The 13,409-nt window shown below is 66.6% G+C and carries 9 protein-coding genes and 1 pseudogene; 2 read left to right on the top strand and 8 right to left on the bottom strand.

The window, feature by feature from the left end:
- The 4 genes and pseudogenes from HWX22_RS21725 to HWX22_RS21710 all read right to left on the bottom strand — a co-directional run.
- A pseudogene (locus HWX22_RS21725) lies at positions 1-125 on the bottom strand (acetyl-CoA C-acetyltransferase); the annotation flags it as partial.
- Between the two features lie 99 nt (positions 126-224).
- Complete coding sequence (gene phaC / locus HWX22_RS21720; RefSeq protein WP_175916372.1) at positions 225-2,099, bottom strand: class I poly(R)-hydroxyalkanoic acid synthase; 1,875 nt, start codon at positions 2,097-2,099, stop codon at positions 225-227.
- Positions 2,100-2,468: 369 nt separating this feature from the next.
- Positions 2,469-3,308: a peptidoglycan editing factor PgeF gene (gene pgeF / locus HWX22_RS21715; protein WP_175916371.1), complete on the bottom strand. Its 840-nt coding sequence runs from the start codon at positions 3,306-3,308 to the stop codon at positions 2,469-2,471.
- Between the two features lie 6 nt (positions 3,309-3,314).
- On the bottom strand, positions 3,315-4,523 hold the full coding sequence (locus HWX22_RS21710) for an RluA family pseudouridine synthase (protein WP_059693216.1): 1,209 nt from the start codon (positions 4,521-4,523) through the stop codon (positions 3,315-3,317).
- Between the two features lie 41 nt (positions 4,524-4,564).
- Here HWX22_RS21710 and HWX22_RS21705 point away from each other — a divergent pair, with 41 nt between their 5' ends.
- Positions 4,565-5,389 (top strand): outer membrane protein assembly factor BamD, encoded by an 825-nt coding sequence (locus tag HWX22_RS21705; protein ID WP_175916370.1) that lies wholly within the window; start codon positions 4,565-4,567, stop codon positions 5,387-5,389.
- An 82-nt stretch (positions 5,390-5,471) separates the two neighbouring features.
- Here the strand turns inward: HWX22_RS21705 and HWX22_RS21700 are convergent, their stop codons facing one another.
- The 3 genes from HWX22_RS21700 to HWX22_RS21690 all read right to left on the bottom strand — a co-directional run bounded on the left by HWX22_RS21700 (position 5,472) and on the right by HWX22_RS21690 (position 8,816).
- Positions 5,472-7,715 (bottom strand): ATP-dependent DNA helicase, encoded by a 2,244-nt coding sequence (locus tag HWX22_RS21700; RefSeq protein WP_175916369.1) that lies wholly within the window; start codon positions 7,713-7,715, stop codon positions 5,472-5,474.
- 55 nt (positions 7,716-7,770) lie between these two features.
- On the bottom strand, positions 7,771-7,986 hold the full coding sequence (locus tag HWX22_RS21695) for a YdcH family protein (RefSeq protein WP_006755091.1): 216 nt from the start codon (positions 7,984-7,986) through the stop codon (positions 7,771-7,773).
- A gap of 77 nt (positions 7,987-8,063) precedes the next feature.
- On the bottom strand, positions 8,064-8,816 hold the full coding sequence (locus tag HWX22_RS21690; protein ID WP_175911930.1) for a hypothetical protein: 753 nt from the start codon (positions 8,814-8,816) through the stop codon (positions 8,064-8,066).
- 160 nt (positions 8,817-8,976) lie between these two features.
- On the opposite strand from HWX22_RS21690, the gene HWX22_RS21685 reads away from it, so the two are divergent.
- Positions 8,977-11,301 (top strand): Tex family protein, encoded by a 2,325-nt coding sequence (locus HWX22_RS21685; RefSeq protein ID WP_175916368.1) that lies wholly within the window; start codon positions 8,977-8,979, stop codon positions 11,299-11,301.
- Positions 11,302-11,414: 113 nt separating this feature from the next.
- Here HWX22_RS21685 and HWX22_RS21680 read toward each other — a convergent pair whose 3' ends face one another.
- Entirely contained in the window at positions 11,415-13,328 is a 1,914-nt protein-coding gene (locus tag HWX22_RS21680) for a potassium transporter Kup (RefSeq protein ID WP_175916367.1), read from the bottom strand.
- Positions 13,329-13,409: the final 81 nt, after the last annotated feature.

The following is a 13,409-nucleotide window of genomic DNA, read 5'->3' as shown; positions in this document are numbered from 1 at the left end:
CCCGAACGCTCCAGCACCGCGCGAATCACCGTCGCGCCCAGCTCCGGTGCCGCGATCTTCGCGAGCGAGCCGCCGAATTTGCCGACCGCGGTCCGCGCGGCCGATACGATCACTACGTCCGTCATTTCCCTTTCCTCCAGGCCCGCACGACACGGCGCATCGCTACCGGCCCTGTTAAAAAAACTGCGGTGCACCGGACAGCGTGCGCCGCTGTCCGTCTTTCGTCAATCGCGCTGCAACACGTAGCGACCCGGGGCCGGTTCTATCACCGGGAACTGCGCGGAACCGGCCTTGGCGGGCGGCGCCACCTTGCGGCCGCCGTACTGGTCGAGCCACTCGACCCAGGTTGTCCACCAGCTGCCCGGCTGCTCGGTCGCGCCGGCGAACCAGTCGTCGGCGGATTCGGGCAGATCGTTGTCGTTGACCCAGTAGCTGCGCTTCTTCTTCGCCGGCGGATTGATCACGCCCGCGATGTGGCCCGACGCGCCGAGCACGAACTTCAACGGGCCCGTCAGGATCGACGTCGACGCGTAGGCCGTCTGCCACGGCACGATGTGATCCTCGCGCGACCCGTAGATGAAGGTCGGCACGTCGATGCGCGACAGGTCGACGGATTCGCCACACACGGTCAGCGCGCCCGGCACGCGGAGCTTGTTCTCGAGATAGGTATTGCGCAGGTACCACGCGTACATCGGGCCCGGCAGGCTCGTCGAGTCGCTGTTCCAGTACAGCAGGTCGAACGCGGCGGGCGTGCGGCCCTTCAGGTAGTTGTCGACGACGTAGTTCCAGACGAGGTCGTTCGGCCGCAGGAACGAGAACGTGTTCGCGAACTCGACGCCGCGCATCAGCCCCGGCGCCGCGCCGTTCTTGCCGCCGATGGTCTGCTCGCGCATCTGCACGTGCGCCTCGTCGACGAACACGTCGAGGATGCCCGTGTCGGTGAAATCGAGCATCGCGGTCAGCAGCGTCATCGACGCGGCCGGATGTTCGCCGCGCGCGGCGAGCACCGACAGCGCGGTCGCGAGCATCGTGCCGCCGACGCAGAAGCCGAGCGTGTTGATCTGCTCGCGGCCGCTGACCTGCTGCACGGCGTCGATCGCCGCGAGCAGCCCCTCGTTCATGTAGTCGTCCCACGTCTTGTGCGCGACCGACGCATCGGCGTTGCGCCACGACACGAGGAACACCTGATGGCCGCTCGACAGCGCATGCGCGACGAGCGAATTCTCGGGCTGCAGGTCGAGGATGTAGAACTTGTTGATGCACGGCGGCACGATCAGGAGCGGCCGCTCGAACACCTTGTCCGTCTTCGGCGCGTACTGGATCAGCTGGATCAGGTCGTTCTCGTAGACGACCGAGCCTTCGGTACACCCGAGGTTCTTGCCGACCACGAATTGCGATTCGTCGGTCTGCGAAATCTTGCCGCGCTGCATGTCGCCGAGCAGATTCATCATCCCCTGCCGCAGGCTTTCGCCCTGCGTCTCAAGGATCGATTTCTGCGCATCGGGATTGAGCGCCAGGAAGTTGCTCGGCGCGGCGGCGGCGGTCCATTGCTGGACAGAGAAACGGATACGTTCGCGCGTCTTCGGATCAGTCTCGAGCGCGTCAGCCAGCTCCTGCAGGTAGCGCGCGTTGAGCAGATACCACGCAGCGGCGAACGCATGCGCGGGCGAAGCCTTCCACGCATCCGCGCTGAAGCGGCGGTCCTTCAGTTCAGGCGACTCGAGCTTCGCCGCGGCGGCCTGCTGCATCAGCGTCATGCAATCGCGCGCGTAGTCGGCCTGCAGCTTCTGGAGCTGCTCCGGCGGGACCGCGGCCACCGGCAGCTTCAGTCCCGCGAACGGCGAAGCCAGGCCGCCGAAGGCGCCCAGATCGGGCATCGACGGCATCTGGAACGGAACGGATGTCGGGAACTGGAATGCGGCGAACGGATTCGCGGTGGTCGCCGCCGTTGCGGCGCGCGCCGGATCGGCGAAACCGCGCCAGGCGTTCAGCCATGCCTCGAACATCCGCTGCATCGGCTGGGTAGCCTGGTCGAATCCGGTGCTGCCTGCGGAAGTGCCCGCCTGAGCGGACGTCGACGAATTTTTCGATGCTGTCATTACCTGCCTTACCGGTGATTCGTGAGCGTCAATCGTGAAATCCTGCTCGCGCGCGGCGTGCCGGCTGCGAGCCGGGCCGTCATGCTCTGGAGAGGCGTCTCCAGATTCTGCCGCAGTGCGGTATTTTTATCATTATCGTTTTCCCCATGTGAAGCACTGCGTCAAACCACCGAACATTTCTGCTCGGAGATAATCCGTGCGCAACAAGCGGGACAAGGCTTCCGGCGAAACATAAAACATTTTGATCGACTTGACTTCGCGATTATTCATTCGGTTGTCCATGCAACGCCGCATTGCCGCGCCAATATCGAAATAACCGATTTCGCAGCGCAACAAACCAAGCCGCGCGCGAGCGCGCGCGGTCAGCCGTCAATCTGCCAGCCAGATCGCCGCCGCCATGCGGCCGGTCACGCGGTCGCGCCGGTACGAATAGAAGCGCGCGTGCTCGGTGAGCGTGCAGTCGGTCCCGCCGCTCACATGCGCCACGCCTGCACGCGTGAGGCGCAGGCGCGCAAGCGCATAGAGGTCGGCGAGGTACTTGCCGGGCGCGCCGTCGATCGCGACGAACGCTTGCCGCGTCTCATCATGCTCCGACTGCGGAGCCGTGTCGAGAAACGCCTCGCGCACGTCGGCGCCGACTTCGAATGCCCGCGGGCCGATCGCGGGCCCGAGGTACGCATGGAGTTCATCCGTCGCGCCGCCAGCGAGTGCCGCGACGCGAGCCGCGGTCTGCTCGACGATGCCGGCCGCGAGCCCGCGCCAGCCAGCATGCGCGGCACCCACCGCGCGCCCCTGCGCGTCGCACAACAGCACCGGCAGGCAATCCGCGACCATCACGATACAGACCGCGCCCGCGCGGTCCGTCACGCTCGCGTCGGCCTGCACGGGCACCTCGGCACCCGGCGCGGCCTCGATCACCTCGTCCGCGCGCACGATCCGCGCGCCGTGAACCTGTTCGAGCCATGCCGCTCGCGACTGGCCCGCCAGCGCGAGCAAGCGCGCGCGATTCGCGGCGACATGGGCCGGATCGTCACCGGTATGCAGGCCGAGATTCATCCCGCCCGGCAACGCCGCGCCATCCTGCCAGCGCCCGTACGGGCCCTCGCTCACGCCGCCGTCGCGCGTCGTGATCAGCGCACGCACGCGCGGCGCCACCTGCCAGTCGGGCTGCACGCAGTCCTGCCACGTCAACGGCGCCAGGTTCGTCATCGGCACTCACTCCTCCTCATCGTCGTAATCGTCGTCGTGATCCTGATAATCGCCGGCGAAATCGTCATCGTCGTAGACACCGTCTTCATCGTCGAATTCCTCGTCGCCCTGCCCGAAGCCCAGCGCCGCGACGAGCGCGTTCATGTCGTCCGGCAACGGACAACGCCACTGCATCGTCTTGCCCGTGACCGGATGCACGAGGCCGAGCCGCCAGGCGTGCAGCGCCTGCCGCGCGAACCCGCCCGGCAGCGGCGCGACCGAGCGCTTGCCGCGCGCGCGCCCGTACACGGGATCGCCGAGCAGCGGATGCCCGACATGCGAGCAGTGCACGCGGATCTGATGCGTGCGGCCGGTTTCGAGATCGCACTGGATCGCGGACACCGGCTGACGTTGCCACATGCATGTGTCAACCGTGCGGAAATGCGTGCGCGCGGGCTTGCCCGACGCGCCGGTGACGACGGCCATGCGCGTGCGCTCGCGCGGATCGCGGCCGATCGGCGCGTCGATCGTGCCGTCTTCGGGCATCATGCCCCACACGAGCGCGAAATAGCGGCGCTTCACCGTGCGTGCCTGCAGCTGGCGCACGAGGTCGGTCTGCGCGGCGAGTGTGCGCGCAACCACCATGAGGCCGGACGTCTCCTTGTCGAGCCGGTGCACGATGCCCGCGCGCGGCAGGCCGGCCGCCGCGTCGCCGTAGCGGTGCAGCAGGCCGTTGAGGATCGTGCCGCTCCAGTTGCCGGCAGCCGGGTGGACAACGAGGCCCGCCGGCTTGTTGATGACGACGAGCGCGTCGTCCTCGTAGATCACGTCGAGCGGCACCGGCTCCGGCGTAAACGCCAGCTGCTCGGGCAGCAGGTCGGGCACGAGCTCGATCCTCGCGCCGAGCGGCACCGGCTGGCGGATCTTCGCCGGCGCGCCGTCGACCAGCACGCGCTGCGCCTCGATCCAGCTCTGCAGGCGGCTGCGGGAGAATTCTGGGAACAGTTGGGCAAGCGCTTTATCGAGGCGCTCACCCGCGAGCGACAGCGGCACTTCGACGACGCGCGGCGCTTCGTCGGCCGCCGCGGACGGCACGACAGGCGGCTGCATCGCGTCTGCAGCGAGATCGTCGTCGGGAGAATCCCCCGACGCAGCGTCGGCGGGCCGATCGCTTGGGCTATAATCTTCGCGATTTGACTTGCCCCGCGGGGCATTCTGCGAACTTGAACGGGTCATTTAGACTGGGTCACCGAGACTTGAAGCTAGGACATGCGAGCATGATGAATTCGACCAAACGTACGGCCAAAACCGTCGCCGCCCGAGCTGCGGTGGTAGCGGCCGCGGCCCTCATCGCCGGCTGCCACGGCTTGCCGCAGAAGCAGGACGAGACGGCTACCTGGTCGAACAACAAATTATACTCAGAGGCCCAGGACGCACTGTCCGGCGGCGACTGGGGCAAGTGCGCGAAATATTTCGAATCGCTGCAGGGTCGCGATCCGTTCGGCCATTTCGCGCAACAGGCGCAGATCAACGTCGCGTACTGCAGCTGGAAGGACAACGAAGCGGCAGCCGCCGATCAGGCCGTCGACCGCTTCATCCAGCTGCATCCGGATCACCCGGATATCCCGTACGCGTACTACCTGAAGGGGATGATCCACTTCAACGACGATCTCGGCCTGTTCGGCCGCTTCTCCGGCCAGGACATGAGCGAGCGCGATCCGCAGGCACTGCGCGAATCGTACGACGCGTTCAAGGTCGTCGTCGACCGGTTCCCGAAGAGCAAGTACGCGCCTGACGCCGCCGCCCGGATGCGCTACATCGTCAACGCGCTCGCCTCGCACGAAGTGCACGCGGCCGACTATTACTATCGGCGCGGCGCCTATGTCGCGGCGATCAACCGCGCGCAGCTCGCGATCAAGGACTACAAGGGCGCGCCGGCGATCGAGGACGCGCTGCACATCATGATCCTGTCGTACGGCAAGCTGAACCAGCCGGAACTCGCGGAAGACACGAAGCGCGTGCTCGCCGGAACCTTCCCGGACAGCCCGTACATCACCGGCCATTCGCGCCCCGGCACGAAGAAGTCGTGGTGGCAGTTCTGAGCGACGCCCGAGCACCCAACAAAAAACCCGGCCTTCGAGCCGGGTTTTTTGTTGGTGCCGCCCGCAGCAGGCGGCAGCGCGGTCACGCGCGTTTTGCCGCGCGATGCTCGTCGAAGAAGTCCTGCACGACCGCGATCTCGCGGGTGCGCTTGAACGGCGGCAGGCTCTGCCAGATCCGTCGACCGTAAGGCTTGTCGACGAGCCGCGTGTCGCAGATCATCAGCACGCCGCGATCCGTCTCCGCGCGAATCAGCCGGCCCGCGCCCTGCTTCAGCGTGATCACGGCCTGGGGCAGCTGGTGAACCGCGAACGGGCTCAAGCCCTTCTTGGTCAACGCATCGAGCCGCGCGGCCAGCACCGGATCGTCGGGCGGCGCGAACGGCAGCTTGTCGATCACGACGAGCGACAGCGCGTCGCCGCGCACGTCGACGCCTTCCCAGAAGCTCTGGCTGCCGACGAGAATCGCATTGCCGTACGAACGGAAACGATCGAGCAGTTCGGTACGGCTGGCATCGCCCTGCACCAGCAGCGGCGTGTTCCAGCCGCGCGACTCGATCACGTCGCGCAGCTTCGACGCGATCCGGTCGACCGCGCGCAGCGTCGTGCACAGCATGAACACGCCGCCGCCCGATGCCTCGATCGCCGGCAACGCGGCATCGAACACGGCATCGGTAAACGCCGGCGACGACGGCTGCGGCAAGTTGCGCGGCACATACAGCAGGCCCTGCGTCTGATAGTCGAACGGGCTTGCGAGCGTCATCGAGCGCCGCGAGCTGAGGCCCATCTGGGCCGCGTAGTGCGTGAAGTCGCCGCGCACCGACAGCGTCGCCGACGTGAACACCCACGCGCGGGGCACGCCGGCACGCTGCTTCGCGAAAATCGGCGCAACCGACAGCGGCGTCTCGTGCAGCTGGACGGTATGTGCGAACACTTCGACCCAGCGCACCTTCTCGTTCGGGTCGTCGGTGGCCGCCTTGTCGCCGGCGACCGCGGCATCGGCCTTCGCGGCCGCTTCCGCCGCGCCGGGCGCGACCCAGCCCGCGAGCAGGTCCTGCAGCTCGCGTGCGCGCCGCAGGCACGCACCGAGCGACTCCGCCCGCTCGGCCTGGCTCGCGAGCGCCGAGGCAAGCGCATCGAGCGCCACTTCGAGCGCGTCGAGCGCGCCGAACATCGGGTGATCGTCGCCCAGTTGCGCGAGCGACATGCGCACGATCTGGTCGTTCGCGAACGCGAGACGCAGGTCGCGCGCCGCACGTTCGAGATCGCCGCCGAGCTTCACCCACTCGACCGCATCGCGCGCATGGCTCAGGCCTTCGGCGACCGTGTCGCGCGCGAGTTCGAGGATCTGCGTGGTCGACAGCGTCTCGCCGAAGAACAGCGTGGCCGTCTCCGGCAGCTGGTGCGCTTCGTCGAAGATCACCGTGTTCGCGTTCGGCAGCAGTTCGGCCATCCCGGTGTCGCGCAGCATGATGTCCGCGAAGAACAGATGATGGTTGACGACGACGACGTCCGCCTGCTGCGCCTCGCGGCGCGCCTGCATCACGAAGCACTCCTTATAATGCGGGCACTCCTGGCCGAGGCAGTTGTCGCGCGTCGACGTGACCATCGACCACACGGGTGCCGTCTCCGGCACGCTCGCGAGCTCGGCCTTGTCGCCGCTCTTCGTGACCTTGGCGAACCGGACGATTTCCTGCAGATACGCGGTGTCCTGGCGCGACGGCAGGCGGCCGTTGTCGGCCGTGCGCTGCAGGTAGTAATGGCACAGGTAGTTCGAGCGGCCCTTGAGCATCGCGACCGTTACCGGCACCGCGAGCGCGTTGCGCACCGTCGGGATGTCGCGCTGGAACAGCTGGTCCTGCAGGTGCTTCGTGCCGGTCGACACGATCACCTTGCCACCCCATAGCATCGCGGGCACCAGATACGCATAGGTCTTGCCGGTACCGGTGCCGGCCTCGACGATCAGTGTGTTGTCGCCGGCGTCGCCGTCGGCTTCGACCGCAGCCCCCTCCGCGGCGGATTCGGCCGCCTTGTCGCCTTCGCCGAGGCGGCGTGCCGGCCGCTTGCGGGTCTCGAAGATTTCCGGCTCGGGCATCCGGCGCGCGGACGCCTCCATCGCGGACGCGACCGCGCGCGCCATCTCGATTTGCGACTGACGCGGGTGATAGCCGTCGAGCGCGCGCGTGAGCAATCCGCCGTCGCCGAAGATCGTGTCGAGTTCGTCGACGCGCTTGCGGCTCAGCTCGAAGGTGCCTTCGGGCGCACGAACGCGCCCGGCGGACGACGCGTCACGCCGGGCATCGGGGTTGGCTTCAAGCGGTGAATTCAAGGCAAGCGTTCCTGTGTCCAGCGCCCGGGCGGCGCCGGCGCTTGCCAGGCCGCGCTCAGGCGCGCTTATCCGGTTCCAGCTGCGATTGCAGCAAAATGATTTTGTCCTTGGCCGCCAGCTTTTCCTTCTTCAGCCGGTGCAGCGTGATGTCGTCGATGTCGGAGTGTCCTTCCTTCAGCTCGATCTCTCGAGCGAGCTGCTGGTGCTGCTCCTGCAATGCAGCCAAACGGTTGTGCAATTCCTGCTGCTGTTCCGTGGGACGGTTTTGCATATGCGCCTCCTCATCGAAGCAGCGCGCCGACTGGCGTGCCGGCACGCACGAGACTGACTCCGGATCAATCCAACACGTTACTGCCCCTGCTGTTGCTGCTGCTTGGCCTTGTCGGCCGCTTCCTGCTGACGCCGCTCGACATCGGCCTTGTGCTGCGCAGCTTCCTTCTGCTTCTGCTCGTAGCGCGCGGCGTTGTCCGCCCGCTCTTGCGCCTTCTGCGCGCCCTGCTGGCGCGCCTGGTCGAGCTTGCGCTGGAAGTCTGCCTGCTTCTGGTCGTATGCCTGCTTGTTCGCGGCGCGCTGCGGCGCCTCGGCGCCGCGCTGCGCCTGCTTCAGTGCATTCTGCTCCTGCTTGTCGCGGAACGCAGCCGCGTTCGCCGCATCGTTCGCCGCGCGCTGCGGCGCTTCCGCCGCATTCTGCGCCTGCTTCAACGCCTGCTGCTGGTCGCGCTGCTGCGCCCGCACCGCGCGCTGCTCGTCGTCGAGCGCGAGCTGCTCCTGACGGATGCTCGCCCGCTCCTCGCGCATCCGGTCGCGCGCATTGCCGAGACAATGATTGACAAAGAACTTGCTGTAGCAATCGTGCTCCGCCACGGCATAACGATAATCGTTTTCCGCGGAACGTTGATTGAGCACTTTTTGACGGGCGTCAAAATCCTGCGTGGCGGAGGGGGCGACGGGCGCGGCCACTGCGGCGTCCGGCGCGGTTGCGCCCGATGCCTGTGCGTACGCGACGGTAGACCCGGCGGACAAAGCCGCGGCAAGCGCTGCGCCGAGCGCGACGAGAGAAATGCGGGAAGTTGGCAACGTCGTAGGAAAGCTGCGGGACATGTGTCAAATTCTATCACCCCCGGCTGGACGCTCCGCCATTTATGGCAAAATGCCCCGCTTCACTCACCCGCGGCATCTGGTCCGGCGGGCCCGTCTAGCAGCCCGCGCCGCGCGGCCTGCCGGCCCGCGCCGCGATTTCAGCAGGCAGATCATCCACGACATGACGGAAACCGTAGCACTCAAGATCGTACAGCGCATCGCCACCGAACTGTCCGTCCAGCCGCGCCAGGTCGCGGCGGCAGTGCAACTCCTCGACGAAGGCTCGACCGTTCCGTTCATTGCCCGGTACCGCAAGGAAGTGACCGGCAACCTGGACGACACGCAGCTGCGCCAGCTCGAGGAACGTCTCCTGTATCTGCGCGAGCTCGAGGACCGCCGCGCGGCGATCCTGTCGAGCATCGACGAACAGGGCAAGCTGACCGACGAACTGCGCGTCGCGATCGACGCGGCCGACAGCAAACAGGTGCTCGAAGACCTTTATCTGCCGTACAAGCCGAAGCGCCGCACGCGCGCGCAGATCGCGCGCGAAGCCGGCCTCGAGCCGCTCGCGCAGGCGCTGCTCGCGAATCCGCTGCTCGACCCACAAACGGAAGCCGCCGCGTACGTCGATGCCGACAAGGGCGTCGCCGACGTGAAGGCCGCGCTCGACGGCGCGCGCGACATCCTGTCCGAACAATTCGGCGAAACGGCCGAACTGCTCGGCAAGCTGCGCGACTACCTGCACAGCCAGGGCGTCGTATCCTCTGCGGTCGTCGAAGGCAAGGAAAACGAGGAAGGCGAGAAGTTCCGCGATTACTACGACTACGCGGAAACGATCCGGACGGTCCCGTCGCACCGCGCGCTGGCTCTGTTCCGCGGTCGCAATGCCGGCGTGCTGACCGTCAAGCTCGGGCTCGGCGAGGAACTCGACGCGCAAGTCCCGCATCCCGGCGAAGCGATGATCGCGCGCCATTTCGGGATCACGAACCAGAGCCGCCCGGCGGACAAGTGGCTGTCGGACGTGTGCCGCTGGTGCTGGCGCGTGAAGGTGCAGCCGCACATCGAGAACGAGCTGCTCACGCAACTGCGCGAAACGGCGGAAGCCGAAGCGATCCGCGTGTTCGCCCGCAACCTGAAGGACCTGCTGCTGGCCGCGCCGGCCGGCCCGAAGGCCGTGATCGGTCTCGACCCCGGCCTGCGCACGGGCGTGAAGGTTGCCGTGGTCGACCGCACCGGCAAGCTGCTCGCGACCGATACGATCTACCCGCACGAGCCGCGCCGCGACTGGGACGGCTCGCTCGCGAAGCTCGCGCGCATCGCCGCGCAGACGCAGGCCGAGCTGATCAGCATCGGCAACGGCACCGCGTCCCGTGAAACCGACAAGCTCGCGAGCGAGCTGATCTCGAAGCATCCGGAACTGCGGCTACAGAAGATCGTCGTGTCGGAAGCCGGCGCGTCGGTCTACTCGGCGTCCGAGCTGGCCGCGAAGGAATTCCCGGAGCTCGACGTGTCGCTGCGCGGCGCCGTGTCGATCGCCCGCCGCCTGCAGGACCCGCTCGCCGAGCTCGTGAAGATCGAGCCGAAGGCGATCGGCGTCGGCCAGTACCAGCACGACGTGAACCAGCGCGAACTCGCCCGCTCGCTCGATGCGGTGGTCGAGGATTGCGTGAACGCGGTCGGCGTCGACGCGAACACCGCGTCGGTCGCGCTGCTCGCGCGTGTCTCTGGCCTGAACGCCACGCTCGCGCGCAACATCGTCGACTACCGCGACGCGAACGGGCCGTTCCCGTCGCGCGATCATCTGCGCAAGGTGCCGCGCCTCGGCGACAAGACCTTCGAGCAGGCAGCCGGCTTCCTGCGCATCAACGGCGGCGAGAATCCGCTCGATCGCTCGTCGGTCCACCCGGAGGCTTATCCGGTCGTCGAACGGATCCTCGCGAAGATCAGCAAGCGGATCGACGACGTGCTCGGCAGCCGCGATGCGCTGTCCGGCCTGTCGCCCGCCGAATTCGTCGACGAACGTTTCGGCCTGCCGACCGTGCGCGACATCCTGTCCGAACTCGAAAAACCGGGTCGTGACCCGCGCCCCGAATTCAAGACCGCAACGTTCCGTGACGGCGTCGAAAAGGTGTCCGACCTGATGCCGGGCATGCTGCTTGAAGGTGTCGTGACGAACGTCGCGGCGTTCGGCGCATTCGTGGATGTCGGCGTGCACCAGGACGGCCTCGTCCACGTGTCCGCGATGTCGACGAAGTTCATCAAGGATCCGCACGAAGTCGTGAAGGCCGGCCAGGTCGTCAAGGTCAAGGTGCTCGACGTCGACGTGAAGCGTCAGCGCATTTCGCTGACGATGCGTCTGGACGACGAAGCGGCCACACCGGGCCTGGCGCCGCGCGCCGGTCAGGATCGCGGCAATGCCGGCCGCGGCGCGGCCCGCCCCCAGCGTGCGCGCGAGCCGGAACCGGCCGGCGCGATGGCCGCGGCGTTCGCGAAGCTGAAGCGCTGAGCACGCGAAGGCTGTCGACGCACGAAAAAAAGCCCGCCGGAAGGCGGGCTTTTTCATGGCCTCGGCAAGCGCGGCCGGGCCGGCATGGGCCGCATATGCGGCCCGCGTGCCGGTCAGATTTCGATCTTGGTGCCGAGCTCGACCACGCGGTTCGCCGGGATCGAGAAGAAGTCGGTGGGCTTCGCCGCGTTCTGATGCATCCATGCGAACACGCGTTCGCGCCAGATCGACATGCCGGGCAGATGCGTCGGTACGACCGTTTCGCGCGCGAGGAAAAACGACGTGTCCATCAGTTCGAACGTCATGTCGTGGGTGCGGCCGAATTCCTCGAGCACGGCCTTCACGTCCGGCGTCTCGTTGAAGCCGTATTCGGCCTTGACGATGTACAGACCGCCGCCCGCGTCGCGCGCACTCAGGCGCTTGTCGTCGCGCACATACGGGATGTCGCGCGTGACGAACGTCAGGAAAATGGTCCGCTCGTGCAGCACCTTGTTGTGCTTCAGGTTGTGCAGCAGGCTGACGGGGACGAGCTTGTCGTTACCGGTCAGGTAGATCGCGGTGCCCGACACACGGTGCGGCGGATGCGCGAGCAGCCCCTGCAGGAACGGCTCGAGCGGGATACCGTCGGCAGCCGTACGCTCCTTGACGATGTGGCGGCCCGTGTACCAGGTCATCAGCAGGAAGAACAACAGCGCGCCGATGCCGAGCGGCAGCCAGCCGCCCTGCGCGACCTTGAGCAGGTTCGCGCCGAAAAAGCCCAGGTCGACCGCGAGGAACACCGCGATGATCGCGCCGACGAGCAGCCTGTTCCACTTCCACACCTTCACCATCACGACGGCCGCGAGCACGGTCGTGATCACCATCGTCGCCGTCACTGCGATACCGTACGCTGCGGCGAGGTTGTCGGAGCTCTTGAAGCCGATCACGATGCAGAGGATCACAAACAGCAGCAGCCAGTTCACGACCGGCACGTAGATCTGGCCGATCGCCAATTCGGACGTATGCAGCACCTTCATGCGCGGCACGTAGCCGAGCTGGATCGCCTGCGACGTCAGCGAATACGCGCCCGAAATCACAGCCTGCGAAGCAATCACGGTCGCAACCGTCGACAGCACGACGAGCGGCAGCAGCGCACATTCCGGCGCCAGCAGGAAGAACGGGTTCTCGATCGCCTTCGGGTTCTGGATCAGCAGCGCGCCCTGGCCGAAGTAATTCAGCACGAGCGACGGCATCACGAGCCCATATGCGGCGAGGCGAATCGGCTTCGCGCCGAAGTGGCCCATGTCCGCGTAGAGCGCTTCCGCGCCGGTCAGCACCAGCACGACCGAACCGAGCACGACGTAGGCCTGCAGCACATGCTCCGACATGAACGACGCCGCGTAATACGGGTTGATCGCCGCGATGATGCCCGGCACGCGCACGATGTGATACACGCCGAGCGCCGCGATCGCGATGAACCACAGCACCATGATCGGCCCGAACAGCTTGCCGACCATCGCGGTACCGTGACGCTGGATCCAGAACAGCGCGATCAGAATCACGATCGTGATCGGCATCACGAGATGGGACAGGTGCGGCGTCGCGATCTCCAGACCTTCGACCGCCGACATCACGGAAATCGCCGGCGTGATCACGGCGTCGCCGTAGAACATGCACGCGCCGAAGATCCCGAGCGCCATCAGCGCGCCCGCGACGCGGGTTTTCGAGTCGAGCGGCCGCAGCGACAGCGCCATCAGCGCGAGCACGCCGCCCTCGCCGTTGTTGTCGGCCCGCATCACGAACAGCAAATACTTGATGCCGACCACCAGGATGATCGCCCAGAACAGCAGCGAGATCACCCCGAGAATCGAACCTTCGGTGAGCGGAATGCCGTGTGCGGGGCTGAATGCCTCCTTCAGCGAATACAGCGGGCTCGTGCCGATATCGCCGAACACGACGCCGATGGCCGCTATCGCAAGCGCCCGCATCGAGTGTTGGTGCGTCGAATGCGCATGGGCTGCGTCGGTCGCCTGGATCGTGTCGTTCATATGAAGCTTAATAATCGGGTCCGGTTCGGACAAAACGAGCGCTATTCTACTCGCGCCCCCCTGAAAAACCGTCCTGCCCTG

Origin of the sequence: Burkholderia sp. BCC1638 (genome assembly GCF_902833195.1) — a bacterium.
Lineage (GTDB): Bacteria > Pseudomonadota > Gammaproteobacteria > Burkholderiales > Burkholderiaceae > Burkholderia > Burkholderia diffusa.
Note: the sequence above shows the minus strand (reverse complement) of the source record. Positions and strands in the feature narration are given on the sequence as shown.

Coding starts and splice junctions, on each gene's coding strand:
- HWX22_RS21690 (WP_175911930.1), bottom strand. CDS start 8,816: ATGTCCCGCAGCTTTCCTACGACGTTGCCAACTTCCCGCATTTCTCTC.
- HWX22_RS21685 (WP_175916368.1), top strand. CDS start 8,977: ATGACGGAAACCGTAGCACTCAAGATCGTACAGCGCATCGCCACCGAA.
- phaC (WP_175916372.1), bottom strand. CDS start 2,099: ATGACAGCATCGAAAAATTCGTCGACGTCCGCTCAGGCGGGCACTTCC.
- HWX22_RS21680 (WP_175916367.1), bottom strand. CDS start 13,328: ATGAACGACACGATCCAGGCGACCGACGCAGCCCATGCGCATTCGACG.
- HWX22_RS21705 (WP_175916370.1), top strand. CDS start 4,565: ATGATGAATTCGACCAAACGTACGGCCAAAACCGTCGCCGCCCGAGCT.
- pgeF (WP_175916371.1), bottom strand. CDS start 3,308: ATGACGAACCTGGCGCCGTTGACGTGGCAGGACTGCGTGCAGCCCGAC.
- HWX22_RS21710 (WP_059693216.1), bottom strand. CDS start 4,523: ATGACCCGTTCAAGTTCGCAGAATGCCCCGCGGGGCAAGTCAAATCGC.
- HWX22_RS21695 (WP_006755091.1), bottom strand. CDS start 7,986: ATGCAAAACCGTCCCACGGAACAGCAGCAGGAATTGCACAACCGTTTG.